Source organism: Psychrobacillus psychrodurans, assembly GCF_050209195.1.
Lineage (GTDB): Bacteria > Bacillota > Bacilli > Bacillales_A > Planococcaceae > Psychrobacillus > Psychrobacillus psychrodurans.
This window is the reverse complement of record NZ_CP189791.1, coordinates 921,016-938,648: the sequence shown is the minus strand read 5'-3', so window position 1 is coordinate 938,648 and position 17,633 is coordinate 921,016. Positions and strand designations below refer to the sequence as shown.

Sequence of the window (17,633 nt, the reverse complement as noted above, 5' to 3'; positions counted from 1 at the left end):
ACCATTTTTATAATTCATCTATCCGTATTTTCTTATTTCTACTTCGGTTGTTCTGTTTGTTGTTCTTCTGCTTGTTTTTGTTCGAGTTCTTGTTGCTCTTTTTGTTTTTGTTCAAGTTCTTGTTTTTCCTTTTGTTGTTGTTCAAATTCTTGTTGTTCTTTTTGTTTTTGTTCTAATTCTTGTTTTTCCTGTTCTTTTTTCTCTAGTTCTTGCTGCTCTTGTTCTTCCATTTCTTCCATTAACTTTTCATATTCCTCTACTTCTTGATCAATTTCATTAAGTAATTCTTGCATTTCTTCACCGGTTAAACCTTTATCTGCCTTCACTTCTTCTCTTCTTTTCAACAAACCATAGGTAATTAGCTCGCCATCCTCCATTGCTCTTGCGATATCAACAGCATTCTCTGCTTCTCCACGACCGAGATAAATCCAATATCTTAGATAATCTGCGTCGGTTTGTAATGTAATATTAGAAAGCACATTTTCTTTTTGTTCTTCATCCAAGCGTTCATTCGTAACAGATGAATAAGCAAGTTCGTAAAGAACGATATATGGCATAGACTTAACGCTATAAGGACTTAAAGTTGTAACTACTTGGCTGTAATTTTGACCGAGGAAGGATGCTTGACTATCGATGTATGCTTCGTTTTTTGGCTTTTCGTGTACAAAAAATATGATTGTAAATACAATTGCAGGAATAATAAGTACACCTAGCCCAACCGATAACCATTTGGTAACTTTCCATTTTTTTCGAGGAATCTTCACATTTTCTAGTTCTTTTACTTCTAAGTGCTCCATTTGCTGACTTATGAAGTCGAGTAATGAATCACTTTCTTTCATGGCCATAATGGTAGCGCCTGTTTCTTTGAGTTCGAGAATCTCCGAATACTTCAAATACTCTTCAAATGTGAAAGAGCCGTCTATTGCGGCTGCAACTACGGCTTTTGTTTCTAACCAGACGCGTTCATCATTTGCTTCAAAAGGCGGTAAACTGCCTAATACACCGTAATAAAGAAAAACAGGCTCCATTCCTCTGCTATACACAATATTTTCTGGGGACACGATTAAATTTAAACGAGGATATGAATGTGAGTTAACTTTTTCTACTAATTGGTATGCAAACATCCAACGAGACTTTTCATCCTCTTTTTGGATGTCATCAAATCGCCTAAAGGTCTCTGGGATATCAGCTTGAATAATAAGCTCGTTATCGGTAATCACTATATCTTTTTTAATTTTTGGATTAACTTCTTTTAGAAAAACAACTTCTTCTGTTCGCTTAAATCCCACTCTTTCTTTTTGAAAAACAAAAGTAGTTTTTAGGGGTTCTTCATTTATTTCTGCACCTATACGGTTTTTTAAGTATGTATGTGAATGATTGGCCATCTTTGTAGCTCCTTCAAATAATTTCAATTCGATCACCTGTCGTTATACCACAGTGGGCTAACGTCAAATGTCCAGGGAATATTTTATCTTTATTTACTACACGCACCCAATGGCCTTCGCGTGGAGTTTTAGATATAGAATTGGCCTGCCAGGCAATATCAATCATTTTTTTCATAGTATAATAATCAGAAAGTCTTAAATCTAAGACTTTTCCATCGTATTTAGAAAGATCTACTGTAATCTCTATATACACTCTCTCACCCCAATTAAGGAAAAAGCGCCTTCCTGGAGGAACGACGCTCTACTATTTGACATTCTAACGGTTGATTATCCGCGAATTTGACTAGCAACTTGTTGATCTGCATCTTGCAACGCTTGACCAGCACGGCTTAATTGAATTCCTACTTCACTTAATAATTCACGCATTTCATTGAAATGAGGTTTAAGTCTCTCATATTGCTCAGCGAAGGCTGCACTTGAAGAACCTTCCCACATTGATTGCAATTCACCAATCATGCCATCTAGACGACCAATTTGAGAAGCAACCTCCCCTGATTCATGGTTGTAGCGAGAAGCCATAGCATCTAACTCAGCCGGTGTTACGCGAATAATTCCTGACATTCCATACATCTCCCTTATCTTGAAATTTTGTGGCATTTATAAAATAACTGTGTAGTGCTTTTATAAGGACCCACAGGTACTTCCTACATTGGTAAAAATGGGTAATTGAAGTCAACTAACACCCAATACCCCAACCTCTTACTTTATAAACCTATTTCTATAAATTATTTTTATAAATTTATAAATAGTAAGATTCGTATAACACTATATGACGTAAATTCGTGTTATTAATTGAACCAACTTATTATGAAATTGAGTCTCTATAATAGGCTAAGAAACTGTTTAGAAAAGTTTTTAACTACTTAATATGGTGGAAGTACTAGAAAACTTTTCCTTTAATATAATAAATACCATTACATATTCTTATAGTCAAAAATCCTATAAAAATTAGTAAATTTCAATAGAACTATCAACTCATAGACTTTAGTCACTAAATTTTAACAATTAGATTTGCATAATGTTTTTTTGTTTTCATTTTTTAATATTAGTTTTAAATAATCAAATTATTAATATTAGAAATAAAATGAATTACTTTTTTCTCATTTTTCACAGAATATATCGTGAAAATATCTCGGTACAAAGATACTCAAAACTATGCATTTCTATGTCATTGCTTTCCAATTGAATGTTTAAAGAAACATTACATCAAATAGGTATATTATTCGTAGTGCACTTCAAAATTATGGACGGCTAACCTATTTTGAGTATTAAGAAAACCAGGCAAATAGAAACCCGGTCCTTATAGTTCAAAACCTGTATCTAACGTTTTCGTAGTGCTCTGGACAGACTTATCGTTATATGATTACCGAATGTTTTTAGAGCAGCTGGTCGTGACTAACGTCGCGACCAGCTGCTCTTTTCTCGGTAACCTTAAGATAATTGTCTGTCCGTCTCCCTACCACTACAACTTTTAGAAACAGGTTAGTGCATTGTATGAACGAGACACTTTCCTGGGCTCAGTCCGGGTGCTCTCCGCGGCTGCATCCCCTTAATCGCCGTTCTTCACTCATCTCCACACCAATTTTGTTACTTTAATATCTGATTATTTTTGGATTATTATTTATCTCTTCCTATATAATCCTCGTATTATGAAAGTGGAGTTCGTGATTACCTGATAAATTTGTTATACAAATGATTGTTTTTGAATGAGTTTGAACGTTTTTGATTGATTATAACTATTACTTAGAGTATTATGGTTTTAACAGAAATATAACTATATTCTAGGAAGCGGGTGATGACTTGCTAACAAATGAAAGACATTCCTATATTTTAAAGAAGTTAGAAAAAAAACAAGCAGTAAAAATCCAAGATTTAGTGGATGAAACTGGTGCTTCCGAATCGACAATTCGAAGAGATTTGACTGAACTTGAAAGCCAGCAGAAGCTAGAACGCGTTTTTGGTGGTGCAATTCTGACGAGACACAATTTAATAGAACAAAGCGTAACCGATAAATCTACTCAGAATCTATCCGAAAAAATCCAAGTCGCCCAAGCAGCAGCGGAACTGATTAAAGAAGGAGACAGCGTCTTTTTGGATGCTGGTACCACGACTTTTCAAATGATTCCATTTCTGCAGAACAAAAACCTGGTAGTCGTAACGAATGGTCTGACACTCGTTGATACCTTGAATGAATATGGCATAACCACTTATTTGACCGGTGGATTATTTAAGTCGAAAACTAGTGCATTTGTCGGTTCTCAAACGGTACTGGCTATGAAAAATTATCGTTTTGACGTATGTTTTCTCGGGGTAAATGGTCTGCATGTAGAAAACGGTTATACGACACCAGATCCTGAAGAAGCGGCAGTCAAACAAGTGGCAAGTTCTTTGTCCCGAAATACCTTTGTGCTCGCTGACCATTCTAAAATCAATCAAGTCAGCTTCGCTAAAATCATGGATTTGGAAAATGCCATGTTGATTATCGACAGTATGCCTTCAGAAATACTCGATGATTTCAGAAAAAAAACTTCAGTAAAGTTGGTGCACGAATGATTTATACTTGTACGATCACACCATCAATCGATTATACCGTTTACCTGCCTGCTTTCGAAAACGGTAAACTAAACCGTTCTGAAGAAGTGTATTATTATCCCGGCGGTAAAGGCATTAATGTTTCACGCGTATTAAACAGACTGGGTGTTGAAAGCCAAGCTCTAGGATTTACTGGTGGCTTTACAGGCAGCTATATAGAAAGCTTTCTACAAAAAGAAGGTGTAGCTACTGATTTTATTGAAACTTCACAAATAACCCGGATAAATATAAAAATCAAGTCAGAAAAAGAAACGGAATTAAACGGACCAGGTCCACAATTGACAGAACAACAATTGATGATCCTTACAAATAAAGTAAAAGCCATGAAAAAAGGCGATTGGTTCATTCTTGCGGGCAGCCTTCCTGGCTCTATCCCCGATAGCTATTTTCTCGATCTAGCTAAGATTTGCAGTGAGAATGGAGTGCGTTTTGTACTGGACACATCGGGTCCCGCACTAAAAAAACTGACAAATGTTCCATGTTTTTTAATCAAGCCAAACCTCGATGAACTGGGCGAATTATTCGATACGAAAATCACAGATATAAAGGCTGCACACTTCTATGCCAAGAGGCTTTTAGAAAACGATATTAGACATGTCATAGTGTCGATGGGCGCTGATGGGGCTTTGCTCGTTACCAAAAATCTGTCTTTAAGTGCAAAAGCACCTATCGGTACCGTCATTAATACCGTAGGATCAGGCGATTCTCTCGTTTCCGGGTTTATCGCTTCCTATTCAAAAGAAGAAAATCCTGAAAAAGCTTTTCGGTACGGTGTCGCAAGTGGTAGTGCCACGGCCTTCCGTTCCGATTTATGCGATCAACAAGGCGTAGAAGCATTACTTGAACAAGTAGAGATCACCCCAATCTGACAAAGGATGTGACAGAATGAAAATTATACAATTATTGACAGAGGAAACAATTATACTGTATTTAGATGCCACTTCAAAACAACAAGTTCTGGAAGAACTGACCGGGCAATTAGAACAAGCGGGAAAACTAGTGGACCGACAAGCATTCCTACAAGATATCCTAGCACGTGAAAATCAGAGCACTACAGGTATTGGAGAGGGTATTGCTATTCCGCACGCCAAGTCATTAGCAGTGAAAACTCCAGCTATTGCATTCGGAAGATCTGAACTTGGCCTCGACTATGAATCATTGGATGGCCAACCGGCACATTTATTTTTCATGATTGCAGCCACTGAAGGTGCAAATGATGATCACCTTGAAGCCTTATCAAGACTCGCAACATTTTTAATGGATGAAAAATTCCGTTCCCGTATCCTTGCAGCCAGTTCGAAGCAGGAAGTATTAGAGGCAATTTCAGATAAAGAGACGGAAGACGAAGGTCCAGAACAGGCATTTGCAGAAAAAGCTGAAACACGGACCGAATTATCCGCTAAAAAGATTCTGGCTGTAACAGCCTGTCCAACAGGAATTGCCCATACCTATATGGCGGCAGAGAAACTCAATGAACGTGCAAAAGAACTCGGTATTACGCTAAAAGTGGAAACGAACGGTTCGAGCGGCGTGAAAAACCGTCTGACCGATGAGGAAATTAAAGAAGCTGAAGCAATTATCGTAGCTGCGGATACAAAAGTCGATATGGCTCGCTTTGATGGCAAACCGGTCATCCAGACTGCTGTAGGTAAAGCGATATACGAAACAGACAATTTACTTAATCGTGCGGTGAATAATGATGCACCGGTCTATAAACATGACAAATCTAAAGATGAAGCATCCTCTAATGAAGGCAAGGGTGGATTTTATAAACATTTAATGAACGGTGTATCTAATATGTTACCGTTTGTAGTTGGTGGTGGTATTTTAATTGCCATTTCGTTTTTCTGGGGTATTAATGCCTCCAATCCGGAGAGTCCCGAATATAATGAATTTGCTGCTATGCTAAATACCATTGGTGGCGGCAATGCCTTCTTCCTTATGGTGCCTGTTCTAGCCGGATTTATCGCGATGAGTATTGCCGAACGTCCGGGATTTGCACCTGGGATGGTCGGTGGACTGATTGCAATTACCGTGACAGGAGTAGAAGGAGCAAGCGGTGGTTCTGGATTCCTTGGCGGACTTATTGCAGGGTTCCTTGCTGGTTATGTAACGCTGTTAGTCAAAAAAGTATTTTCTAGGCTTCCCAATTCACTTGAAGGTTTAAACCCGGTATTATTCTTTCCAGTATTTTCAATTGCTATTACCGGCATAATTATGATGCTAGTCAATCCAGAATTGACCAAAGTTTATACAGGTATTTCAAGCTTCCTTGAAAGCCTCGGTGGAACTAACCTAGTGCTAGTCGGATTACTTCTTGGAGGCATGATGGCAATTGATATGGGCGGTCCTGTCAATAAAGCCGCCTATACATTTGGTATTGCTATGCTTGATGCACAGAACTTTAATTTCATTGCTACTGTCATGGCAGCGGGTATGGTGCCGCCACTCGGCGTAGCAATTTCTACAACGCTATTTAAAAATAAATTCACAAAACCTGAACGTGAAGCCGGCAAGACCGCTTATGTGCTCGGTGCTAGTTTTATCACAGAAGGTGTCATTCCGTTTGCAGCAGCTGACCCTGCACGCGTAATCCCGGCTTCTGTTGCCGGAGCTGCGGTCACCGGTGCATTGGTTATGCTGTTTGACATCGGTTTGCGGGCTCCTCATGGTGGAATCTTCGTTATCGGTCTCGTTGATGGAGGAGCGGCAAATATTCTAATGTATGCCATCGCTATTCTCGTAGGTTCCTTTATTACTGCTATAATCCTCGGACTACTGAAAAAGAAAATCGCAGTAGCTGCATGATACAATACACCTTAGCTTTCGGATTTCCTCCGAAAGCTATTTTTATTTAGGTATATTTAGTTAATGGTTGATACTTACACGGTTTCTAATATAGCAACAGAGAAAAACAATTTATATCCACTAAAAGAAAATTAGTAGCAATACTCCTATGAAGAAACAATAATAGGTAAAATAAACAAGCTTCCCATTTTTCATAATTCCCATAAACCACTTCATCGCAAAATAGGTCATTAAAAGTGTTGCTATAAACGCCGCTAAATACGGAATTGCTAATTCTGCTTTATTCGGTTCATTTAGAAAATCTGAAAATCCTAATATAACCCCCCCGAGGCTAATAGGAATATACAACATAAATGAAAATCGAAGTGCAGTATCTTGTTTCATTCCAACAGCAATCGAGGAAATAATGGTTGCTCCTGAACGACTAATCCCTGGTGTTAATGCAACAGCCTGCCCTAATCCTACAAGGAAAGCATCCTTAATTTTAATATCACCCTCGCCTTTATTACCTTTAATGTTGCGAATCAACCACAAGGCAATCCCAGTTACGAAGAGCATAACCGCAATCGTTGTCATGCTAACACTTTCAGCAATATAATCACTTAATAAAACCCCAAGAACACCCGCTGGAATTGTACCAATGATTATAAAGAAAACAAAACGATAGTCGTCCTTATAACTAGATTTTTTTGTTTTCAAATAAAGAATTGAATTTACCGCAAGTCTTACGATATCTTTTTTGTAAATGAAAAGTATGGCAAATAGTGAAGCTGTATTTGTTAATATAGCAAAAGTAAATCCTTGTTCACCTAGCCCCAAAATTTCACTAGCAATCATTACATGCCCACTAGACGACACGGGAATTGGTTCTGTAAAGCCTTGAACTAGTCCAATAATAATCATTTTGATTATTAATATAATATCTACTTCTCCCATTTTGGCCTCCCAATAAATTATCATTTTTAGATCAACGCATTATGATTAAGGAATTTATTTTTTCAATGGATATCCACCTTTTTAAAGTAGACGATGGCTACGATAAAACCAATGATAGATGTAATAAAAATAATGGTATAAGATATTTCCGCTGGGTATGTCGGTTGAAGAGTACCATTTGCGATATCTCCTGCTGCTGCCCATGGAAATAGCGCCCTATGTTCCGAATTTGCACTCATTACGTTAATCAAGGTTATTACGATTGTTAGTATAATTGTTGGCACATAATTCTTCATCACAACTGCTACAAGTACAATAGGAGTAGATAGAATAAAAACAAGTACTCCACCTGCAATAAATCTACCTAAGTATTCAACTATCAATAAGGTACTTAGACCTTCGAACTGCCCTAATATCCCTAAAAACAGTGTTAATCCCCAAGAAACTAACGTCAATAGCATGATCCACATAAATAAGATGACTAATTTACTCATTATATAGCTTATTCGTGACACTGGAATGGTTAAAAGATTTTTCAACGTATCTTCCAAATATTCACGACCAAATAGATAAGCAGTAATCACTCCATATAAAGGAACTCCTATTATTAATACAGTATACAAATTAGTTTCATAAAAAATTTCATCAAATGTAATTAGTTGAGCTGGATTTTCAGTCTTCATATGGACATAGGATGCGACTACCACCATAAAGGGGGCTACCACTGATCCTAGAATACTAATTAAGAACATCTTAGAGCGTTTTAGCTTTAAAAGTTCTGTATATAAAAGATTAACCAATCGTGCCACCCCCAACTAAATTTGTAAAATAGTCTTCTAATTTGTCTTCGCTCATCGTAATCTTGAATACTTCAATATCGTTTTGTACAAATAATTTGTTCATTTTTCCCTGTTGTCCTAAGTAAGAATAAACGCGGATATTACCATCATCATGAGCTTCATAATCATAAATATTAAAGTGCTTCTCTAGGAGCATCACTGCTTTATTGTCGTTAGATACTTGAAACTCTATATATCTACGGTTTCTTTTTCTAAGATCATCAAATGTGACCTCTTCTAAGAGCTTCCCTCCATGAATAATCCCCATCGTATCTGCCAATTGCTCTATTTCTGATAAAATATGACTTGAAATTAATATGGTTATATTTCTTTCTTCAGCCAGTAATTTAATTAGGCGTCTCATTTCCTTAATACCAATAGGATCCAACCCGTTAGTAGGTTCATCTAATATTAAGACTTCTGGATAATGGACAAGAGCTCTTGCAATCCCCAATCTTTGCTTCATTCCTAAAGAATATTTCCCTACTAACTTTTTCGTTTCATCCTGAAGTCCAACAATTTCTAATGCTTCTTCAATTGCATTTTTCTTATAAATCCCCATGATTTTGGAATTAATTAGTAAGTTTTCTTTTGCTGTAAGGTTTTCGTAAAACCCAGGCACTTCAACCATAGAACCGATCCTTCTTAAAATCTCCTTTTGATTTTTAAACAAATTTTCTCCGAATATTTCGATTTCCCCATTGGTTGGTTTGATTAATCCTAATAGCATTCTAATTGTTGTCGTTTTCCCTGCACCATTTCGTCCTAAAAAGCCATATATCTCCCCTTGCTTCACACTCATACTCAAATGATCTACTGATGTTTGGTTGCCATATACCTTCGTTAGATTAGTGGTTTTGATAATCGTACTCATTTTGTAACACCTTCTTTCTGTAATCCTAGTTACATTATAAGTAGGAATATTTAAACGCTTCTTATCTATTTCTTAACTATTTCTTAAATGTGTTCGAGTTGTTTTGTCTAGGAATCGAAAAGCCAAACGTAGTTTTTTGCCAAGGAATACTTTCAACCCATATTTCTCCTTGGTTTTTTTCTACAAGTGCTTTAGCTATAGAAAGTCCTAGCCCACTTCCCGCACTAATAAGAGTCCTAGATAGATCCCCTCTATACATTCTTTCGAATACAAATTCAAGGTTCTCTTTTGGTATGCCTGGTCCTTGATCCCAGATAAGAAGTTGATATTCATTAGCTTTTTCTATAAGCTCTATCCCTAGTGTTTTCCCATCTTTTCCATGTTCCAATGCGTTTTGAATTATATTACGAATGATTCGCATAAGGCTTAGACGATCTGCTATGACAAAGCATTTTTTTTCAGGGATACTAATATGTAGCTCTGTATGATCATTCTTCACTTTAGGTAAAAACTCAATTAACAATTCTCTAGCTATTTCAGCTAAATCCAGGGATTCTACTTTCAATGAGATTTCATCTGCATCAAGCTTTGCCATATCAAATATTTCATCGATCAATTGTTTTAAACTATCTGCTTTCTTAGAAATAATCACAAGGTACTCCTGTTTTTCTTTTTCTGAAGTTGCTATATCATCTTGGAGGGCATCAATATATCCAATAATTGAGGTAAGGGGAGTTCGAATATCATGAGAAATACTAGAGAGAAGGCTTCTTCTAGCAGTTTGGGATTTAATAGACTGGATTTGAACTTTTTCTATTTGTTCAATTAGTTCATTAACAGAAAAAACTACTTCATCAAATAAGGAATTGTCCTGTGCTAATAATCTTGTCTTAAAGTTCCCTTTAATTGCACGTCTTAACTCCACTATCATATGTTTTAGTCTAGCTCTAGAGCGAAGCCTTAATATTAAATGAATGAACGTTACAGAAAATAGTAAAATGAATAATGTCCCTTTGAACAGTCCTATTAATTGATCATTGAGATCAATGAATAAGAGTCCAATAATCACTATAAATTGCAGGTTAGTTAGCAGTAAATATTTGTCATATTTCATTTTTTTCACCTATAAACTTATATCCAATACCCCATACAGTTTGAATAAATTGTGGGTTAGAGGGATCCACTTCTATTTTCTTTCTAAGTTTCCTAATGTGAACCATCACTGTATTGTCATCTTCTATATAATTTTTGTCCCAAACATTGCGAAATAGTTGTGTTTTGGTAAATACTTGCTCTGGATGAGAAGCAAGAAACTTCAGTAGGTCAAACTCCTTTGCAGTTAAAGATATTTCTTCTCCAGCTACAGTAACTGTGTACTTTTTAAAATCAATGTTTAAACCTTTAAAACTAATGAGATTTTTGTCATGGGAATTGCCACTGATACCTAATATTAGATATCTCCTCATAAGAGCCTTAATTCTTGCGATAACTTCATTAATACTAAAAGGCTTTGTAATATAATCATCTGCTCCTATGCTTAAACCTAAAATTTTATCAACTTCGTGATCCTTTGCAGTGAGCATAAGTATCGGCACATTCGTTTGAATTCTTAGTCTTCTGCATACCTCTATACCATCAATTTTTGGCATCATTAAATCTAAGATGATTAAGTTATATGTATTTATATCAAATAAAGCAAGGGCTTCTTCTCCGTTTGCTGCTACATCTACTCTATACAATTCTCTTTCTAGATATTTTTTCAGCAAATCTCGAATATCTTTGTCATCGTCTGCTAACAGTACTCGAATATCTTCCATATTTTCACCTATTTCTTATATAATTTAATCAATTTCATAAAGAATTTTATATAGTTAAATCTGAACAAAGCTGATTTCCGCTCTAGGCGGACGCTTTCCGCGGGCATGGCTTCAATCTCCTCGTCGCTACGAAAACATATGCTCCTGCGGTTACTCGTCGCAAAGAAATCCACTTGATAATCAGAACAGCAAGAATTTAATTAAAAAATCAATAATAAAAGTCTTATTGTAATTTAAAAAGAAAAAAAGTTGCTGGGAACCACTATAAATCAGACAAACTAACGCTAATATTGCAAGTGACAAATTTATTATCGCACTTATTTTATTACTGTCCCATAATTCCAACATCATCTGGTGAACTCCTCTAAACATCCAAAAAGCTAGCAGTAATAACCACCCGAAGTTGTTGTTCAAAGAGTTTTTATCGAAGAAAAACTTTATAGCCCCCAAGATTAACACGATATAGATTACATTAAATATAACTCTGATTATCTTATTTTCCAATTTATCCTTTTCTGTCACTTGTCTCATAATTAACATAAATACCTCCTATGGTTCAACAACTATTGAATAAAAATTATAAATATGAATTCTTAAACCATTAATTATATCAATTCCCTATTTAATTCCCTATTAAAATAATTTTGATTTATTAATAAATTAAGAAAAACTTATATATGTTGTTTCATAGAAAATAAATTGCATATAAATAAGCTCCTACGGGAATAGCGTGACGCCCGTGGAAAGCGTCCCTGGAATGGAAATCAATTTTGTGCACAGCAAAAAAACAGCATTTTTCTCACAGAGAAAAATGCTGTTTTGGGGTTCTGTCCCAGCCTCTTAGTTAGTTTCGTAATACAGTCTTTAGTACTTTCCCACTTGCATTTCGAGGTAAAACCTCTATAAATTCAACTTCAACTGGTAGTTTATATTTTGCCAATTTTTTCGAGCATGTACTTAAAACCTCGTCTTGAGTTAATTGTTTTCCTTCTTTCAAGACGACAAAAGCTTTTGGGACTTCTCCGTAAATACTATGTGGAACCCCAATTACTGCCGCTTCTAATACTTCAGGTATCTCATAAAGAACTTCTTCTACTTCAACTGGGAAGACATTTTCTCCACCGCGTATAATCATATCTTTCTTTCGATCCACAATATACAATAGTCCATCCTCGTCCATACGGCCTAAATCACCGGTATATAACCATCCATTTCTAATTGCCTGACGTGTTGCTTCCTCGTTTTTCAAATACCCTTTCATTAACTGAGGGCCCTTCACAACAATTTCTCCTACTTGGCCAGAAGGGAGAGCTTTGCCATGTTCATTGACTACTTGAATCTCTGTTCCTGGAACTGGTTCTCCAACGGAACCTACTTTAACAAGTGCATAATGATCCTTTAATGTCGTTGCCGCTGGGGAGTTTTCTGTTTGTCCATATATATTCTGGACTTTCACTTCTGGGAACATTACTTTTATTTTACGGATTAACTCAAACGGCATGGTAGACGCACCATACGTAAATAGTCTTAAATTAGATAACCTTAGCGTTTCCATTTTGGAGCTATTCAACAAAATACTATACATTGCTGGTACACCAAAGAAAACGGTGATTTTCTCTTGTTCCAATGTGTCCATCGTTTGTTCCGGAGAAAATCCCTCTTCAATAACAACAGTTCCACCAGCGTAAATAACTGGAATGCTAAACACATGACTTGCTGCACAATGAAAAAGAGGAGCTACAATTTGCATGCGATCCGTTGAATTTAGTTCAAGTGCCTCAACATATAGTTTCGCAGTTGCTCGAACATTAGCTGCCGATAGCATAACCCCTTTTGGCTTACCTGTCGTACCAGATGTATAGAAGATAACAGTAGTAGTATTTTCATCTATTTTAATTTCATCAAATAATAAACTTTCATCATTTAATACGGTGAGTAGCGTATCTTCTTCTCCTAAACATAGAAGATCATCAAAACAATTCATTGTTTCTGGAATATCGTCTAATATTGTTTGTAAACGAGTATCATATATTAATGCCTTTGCTTCTGAGTGGCTAAATATATAGTTAACTTCTGCTGCAGTTAACTTTGTATTTATCGGTAATATCGTAAAACCACCTAGCTGACATGCATAATAACACGTCAAAAAATAATCTGAGTTTATCATATAAACTGCTATGATATCCTCTTGTTTATACCCTTGCGATTGAAAATAACCTGCAAGACGTTTAGCCTGCTCGAACATATCTTCGTAGCTTGTCTCCCTACCTTTAAAAGAAGTAATTATTTTCGTTGGTTGTTCTTTTGCTAAATATGCCAACCTCTCTGCTACTAACATTCTATTCCCCCTTTTATAGTCACTCTCTTTTAATATTCATAAATTACTGAATATTAAAACTTCAATACTATTATACATAAATAGTAGAGAAATCATAACTAATTTCTGTGGTAATCTATAAGAGTGGGGATAGATATATGATCGGACAAAAACGTTCTTTTCTCAGAAAAAAAACTCCAGCGAGATTATTTCTCGCTGAAGCAATTTATTATTGTTCATCTTTTCTTTCGTCAATCGGTGGTAAGTCCTCGAACGGGTGAAGATCATCCGTCGATGGAATATTATAGCCCGTGCTAGGTGAATCTTCCTCATGTGTAGGATTTACTTCAGTTACATTAGCTTCTCTAATAGGACTCATTTCATCCATATGAGGACTTGCCCCTTTTAAACTTTGCTCTGTTTTTGAAGGGTCTTGAAAATTTTCTTTAAATGATTCTTTCATCGATTCCTTTTCTTGTTGATATTTCTCTTTAGATACTTCTGCATCATCTAAGCTTTTTTCCATTTTCGTTAAATACTTTGTAGCATGCTCTCGGCCACCAAGTCCAAATGCAAGACCGAATGCCAATGCCACTCCTCCAAGAATAAGGATGAATGCTGCGTTAATAATTGAAGCAGCAATACCTAATTGATCTAATGCCATGAAAAACGCAAATGCTAAAATAGCATATTTTGCTACATAACGAAGGAAGTGCGGTGTTCCTGATGAATGCGTCATCACGTTGCCAACTATTTTTTCTACTAAACTAGCTAACCAGAATCCTACAGCTAAAATAATTATTGCTGCAATTACAGAAGGTAAATAAGCAAAGATACCAGTCGCCAACGTTACCATAAAGTCTAATTCTAATAGTTGAAGTGCTTCCACTACAAATAGCAAGATAATAATAACTTGTACAATCGTCCCTAGTAATGTAGCAAACGATGGTGCTCCTCCAGTAACAGATTTGAATCCCATTTTTCCAAAAATTGAATTCACACCTAATTTTTCTAGTAGGGATACAACTACATCCTTAACCCATTTGGCAGCAACAATACCAACTAGTACAAGAACAATTGCTACGAAAATCTTTGGAAGCATGGTCATAACATCATTCAACATTGCAATTGCCGGGCCAGAAATACCTTCTAAATCTAAAATCTCTAGTGCTGTAATCGATACTGGAATCATTATTAAAACTAATGCAATGATACCAACAATTTTCGATAAACTAGTACCTTCAACGAAAGAAGATAGTTTCCATTTATCCGCCAGTCTATCTGCTCCAGCAGATTGTAATAACTTTTCTATTATGTTTCGAACTAGTTTCGCAACAAACAAACCAATTGCAAATACAATTCCAGCTGATATTAACTTCGGTATAAAGTTGAAAAAGCTTGCAAGCATCCCTTCAAAAGGCCCACTTAAACCGTTAATTCCTAATGCATTCAATACAGCGGGAATAAATAACAAGAATATTAAATAATATGCAACTTTTGCTGTAGTTTCCGTCCACTTAGCTTGGTTTTCAGGTTTTGCGTCAATTCCTGCCTTCGCCGAGTATTTATTTAAGTTGAGTTTCGATCCAGCCATTTGAATACCTTTTTTCACAACAGTAGCCAAAACCCATGCAAATAATAATATCAAAGCAGCCTTCAATATGTTCAAGAAAGCTCCAGTCAATCCTGAATACATCGAAACAAATGGTGTTGCCATCGTATTCAAATTTAAAATATTAAAGAATAATACTAGTGCTAAAATCAACACAATAACAAATACAACTTTACTAATAATCTTCTCTACGGTCCATTTGGACTTCGTGTTTCCTAAACGTTCATTTACCCGAAACTTTCTCAATAACTTGTGAGTAGCATTTTCCAATACTTTTGCAACGATAAATCCAATAACAAGTGCAAGTATTGCAACGATTAACTCAGGTAAATATGATAATGTATCATTCCAATAATAGCGATCTAGCATACTTTTTCCTCCTTCTATTCAACTTTATTTATGTTGTTCACATAATTCAGTTACCCCCCAAGCAGAAAAAATAAACAGGTATACTAAAAAATCCAATCCCACAAGTGAAAGGATTGGATTAACTAAAATATATTATTTTAAACTATCTATCGCATGTTTTACACTTCCATATGTATCAAAAGAAGTAAAATCAATTCCAGCTTTAACTACCGTCATCGATAAATTAGGACGAATTCCAGAAAATAACACATGGATCCCTAATAGTCCAAGCACATTGTGAATCGTGAATATATGCTGAGCTATTTCCGTATCTATTGCTAAAATACCACTAAAGTCGATAATCAGATGGTCAACCTTTAAACTAGGAATGCTAGGAACTACATAATTTAACAAATGTTGAACACGAGTATAATCAATAGCACCTATTAATGGTAAAACTGCAACCCCGTCTTGAATAGGAACAATGGGTGCAGATAGCTCATTAATTTCTCGCTGATGATCCTTCATTAATTTATCACGATACATTTCATACGCTTGAATAGTTTCTGACATACTTACATCCATTAAATAACAGAATCTATTATTTACTTTAACAACATCTTCTGTAGATAACCCATGTTCCATTGAAATTTGAGATATTTTTTGCAAAAATAACAACCGATTAACTGCATAAGGTTTTATAACTGCAGAAAATTGATGAAACAACCTCGCTTCTGCTTCCCCGTTCTGCTTACTCCACTCTTTCAGTACTTCTTCAGCTGACTCTTTAGAATCTTGCAGAGATTCGGACAGCAATACCAAAAACTGTACGTTTTTTTGTATGGCATGTTCAAGCTCTTCCTGCGTTAATTTAATACTCAAGTTTTCCAGTGCTGTATCGGTAATATCCCGTATAATCGTCTCTGCATTATCCACTAAATAATTGCTTACTTTTTGTATAGGTTCCATTCCTTTGCTCTAATCCCCAATCTTTATAAAGTTGCTGTTACCTTATCTAATGTCTTTTTAGTAATTTTCCAGTGCGATGCATTCCACACTGCTTCTCCATTTGCTATCAAAAATGTTTGAGGAGATTGATGTTGAATTCCCAGGTCAATAGCTATTTCATTGGATACAGAACGTTGCTCTATCACCTTCACCAGATAGCGGTCCATCTGTTTTTCAAACGAACTGAACTCTCCATACGCATGAGCACTTACGGGACAGGTTGTACTATGCTTGAACACTAGTACTGGTTTTTCACTTGACCGTTCCAAAACTTTCTTCCATTGGTCAACAGATGTAAGTTCCGTATAATTCTCCATTCAATCATACTCCTCCTTATTAGAACGATATGTTTCTTTACCCCATAATACTAATCATAATCATTTATAACTTCAATTAATAAATATACTAAAATGTTTAAGGCATCTATTTTGGGTTATATAATACAGTAGGTTTGAACACCTCGAAAGGAGCCAACTAGATGAAAACCACAAAATTTAAAGTAATAACTTCAACATTTCTAACTTCGGCATTACTATTAGGAGCTTGTGGAAACAACAATGATGAAGTAGAAGAAAACGAACTCAATGAAACCGAAGTACAAAAACAAGAAGAAGAAACAGCAAAAGAGGACACTGCTGTAGAAACTCCTGAAGAAGAACCAAAAGAAGTAGCATTCCAGTCGTTTAATCTACACATTGATACTGCCGAAGCAAAAGATGCGGTAGTTGCACAATATACCGCAGAACCAAAAGACTCTCTTTACACTAATGAAAAAGATTCTGCGAACATAGAGGGAGAAGAAGCTAATGAACTTCTTAAATCTGTTCTTGGTGAACTACAACTAAACAAAGATATGGCCGATGAAGATGTTATTCAAAGAGTCACACTTGCTTTTGGTATGGAAGAATATACAAACTTAAATTTAGAGATTGCTTATGATGGTGAAAAAGAAGTTAAAACCTATACAGATAATAAAAATAAAAAATAAATACACTTAACCAAGTTGGACTTTCTAACTTGGTTTTATTTTTATTATG

17 protein-coding genes are annotated in these 17,633 nt (G+C 35.8%); 4 read left to right on the top strand and 13 right to left on the bottom strand.

Annotated features, from left to right (window positions below; translation table 11 throughout):
• Positions 1–38: 38 nt before the first annotated feature.
• From essB to ACQCPR_RS04395, 3 genes are all read right to left on the bottom strand, one after another.
• Positions 39–1,412, bottom strand: a complete 1,374-nt coding sequence (gene essB / locus ACQCPR_RS04405; RefSeq protein WP_340879183.1) for a type VII secretion protein EssB — start codon at positions 1,410–1,412, stop codon at positions 39–41.
• On the bottom strand, positions 1,399–1,638 hold the full coding sequence (locus ACQCPR_RS04400) for an EsaB/YukD family protein (RefSeq protein WP_093494092.1): 240 nt from the start codon (positions 1,636–1,638) through the stop codon (positions 1,399–1,401). Before ACQCPR_RS04400 ends, essB begins: the two co-directional genes overlap by 14 nt.
• A gap of 74 nt (positions 1,639–1,712) precedes the next feature.
• Positions 1,713–2,006, bottom strand: a complete 294-nt coding sequence (locus ACQCPR_RS04395) for a WXG100 family type VII secretion target (protein WP_090565261.1) — start codon at positions 2,004–2,006, stop codon at positions 1,713–1,715.
• Between the two features lie 1,239 nt (positions 2,007–3,245).
• Between ACQCPR_RS04395 and ACQCPR_RS04390 the strand changes: the two genes are divergently transcribed.
• From ACQCPR_RS04390 to ACQCPR_RS04380, 3 genes are read left to right on the top strand one after another with little or no spacing between them, the layout of a single operon-like run.
• Positions 3,246–3,998 carry a DeoR/GlpR family DNA-binding transcription regulator gene (locus ACQCPR_RS04390; RefSeq protein WP_427138307.1) on the top strand — a complete coding sequence of 251 codons (753 nt, stop codon included), beginning with the start codon at positions 3,246–3,248 and terminating at the stop codon, positions 3,996–3,998.
• On the top strand, positions 3,995–4,906 hold the full coding sequence (gene pfkB, locus ACQCPR_RS04385) for a 1-phosphofructokinase (RefSeq protein ID WP_427138306.1): 912 nt from the start codon (positions 3,995–3,997) through the stop codon (positions 4,904–4,906). The genes ACQCPR_RS04390 and pfkB overlap by 4 nt, the downstream gene beginning before the upstream one ends.
• A 16-nt stretch (positions 4,907–4,922) precedes the next feature.
• The gene (locus ACQCPR_RS04380; protein ID WP_427138305.1) at positions 4,923–6,845 is read left to right on the top strand and encodes a PTS fructose transporter subunit IIABC; all 1,923 of its coding nucleotides are present in this window, start codon (positions 4,923–4,925) and stop codon (positions 6,843–6,845) included.
• A 120-nt stretch (positions 6,846–6,965) separates the two neighbouring features.
• Here the strand turns inward: ACQCPR_RS04380 and ACQCPR_RS04375 are convergent, their stop codons facing one another.
• From ACQCPR_RS04375 to ytxJ, 10 genes are all read right to left on the bottom strand, one after another.
• The gene (locus ACQCPR_RS04375) at positions 6,966–7,781 is read right to left on the bottom strand and encodes an undecaprenyl-diphosphate phosphatase (RefSeq protein ID WP_427138304.1); all 816 of its coding nucleotides are present in this window, start codon (positions 7,779–7,781) and stop codon (positions 6,966–6,968) included.
• A 62-nt stretch (positions 7,782–7,843) separates the two neighbouring features.
• On the bottom strand, positions 7,844–8,581 hold the full coding sequence (locus ACQCPR_RS04370; protein ID WP_090565274.1) for an ABC transporter permease: 738 nt from the start codon (positions 8,579–8,581) through the stop codon (positions 7,844–7,846).
• Positions 8,574–9,494 carry an ABC transporter ATP-binding protein gene (locus tag ACQCPR_RS04365; protein ID WP_427138303.1) on the bottom strand — a complete coding sequence of 307 codons (921 nt, stop codon included), beginning with the start codon at positions 9,492–9,494 and terminating at the stop codon, positions 8,574–8,576. Before ACQCPR_RS04365 ends, ACQCPR_RS04370 begins: the two co-directional genes overlap by 8 nt.
• A 76-nt stretch (positions 9,495–9,570) precedes the next feature.
• Positions 9,571–10,608 (bottom strand): sensor histidine kinase, encoded by a 1,038-nt coding sequence (locus ACQCPR_RS04360; protein WP_427138302.1) that lies wholly within the window; start codon positions 10,606–10,608, stop codon positions 9,571–9,573.
• Positions 10,598–11,311, bottom strand: coding sequence for a response regulator transcription factor (locus tag ACQCPR_RS04355; protein ID WP_427138301.1), 714 nt, complete (start codon positions 11,309–11,311; stop codon positions 10,598–10,600). Before ACQCPR_RS04355 ends, ACQCPR_RS04360 begins: the two co-directional genes overlap by 11 nt.
• Before the next feature lie 180 nt (positions 11,312–11,491).
• The gene (locus tag ACQCPR_RS04350) at positions 11,492–11,851 is read right to left on the bottom strand and encodes a hypothetical protein (protein ID WP_090565282.1); all 360 of its coding nucleotides are present in this window, start codon (positions 11,849–11,851) and stop codon (positions 11,492–11,494) included.
• A 304-nt stretch (positions 11,852–12,155) separates the two neighbouring features.
• Complete coding sequence (locus tag ACQCPR_RS04345; protein ID WP_427138300.1) at positions 12,156–13,649, bottom strand: class I adenylate-forming enzyme family protein; 1,494 nt, start codon at positions 13,647–13,649, stop codon at positions 12,156–12,158.
• A gap of 208 nt (positions 13,650–13,857) precedes the next feature.
• Complete coding sequence (locus ACQCPR_RS04340; RefSeq protein ID WP_427138299.1) at positions 13,858–15,609, bottom strand: mechanosensitive ion channel; 1,752 nt, start codon at positions 15,607–15,609, stop codon at positions 13,858–13,860.
• Between the two features lie 132 nt (positions 15,610–15,741).
• On the bottom strand, positions 15,742–16,557 hold the full coding sequence (locus tag ACQCPR_RS04335) for an STAS domain-containing protein (protein WP_427138298.1): 816 nt from the start codon (positions 16,555–16,557) through the stop codon (positions 15,742–15,744).
• A 23-nt stretch (positions 16,558–16,580) separates the two neighbouring features.
• Complete coding sequence (ytxJ, locus tag ACQCPR_RS04330) at positions 16,581–16,913, bottom strand: bacillithiol system redox-active protein YtxJ (RefSeq protein WP_427138297.1); 333 nt, start codon at positions 16,911–16,913, stop codon at positions 16,581–16,583.
• 161 nt (positions 16,914–17,074) lie between these two features.
• On the opposite strand from ytxJ, the gene ACQCPR_RS04325 reads away from it, so the two are divergent.
• Positions 17,075–17,584, top strand: a complete 510-nt coding sequence (locus tag ACQCPR_RS04325) for a YusW family protein (protein ID WP_427138296.1) — start codon at positions 17,075–17,077, stop codon at positions 17,582–17,584.
• Positions 17,585–17,633 lie beyond the last annotated feature (49 nt).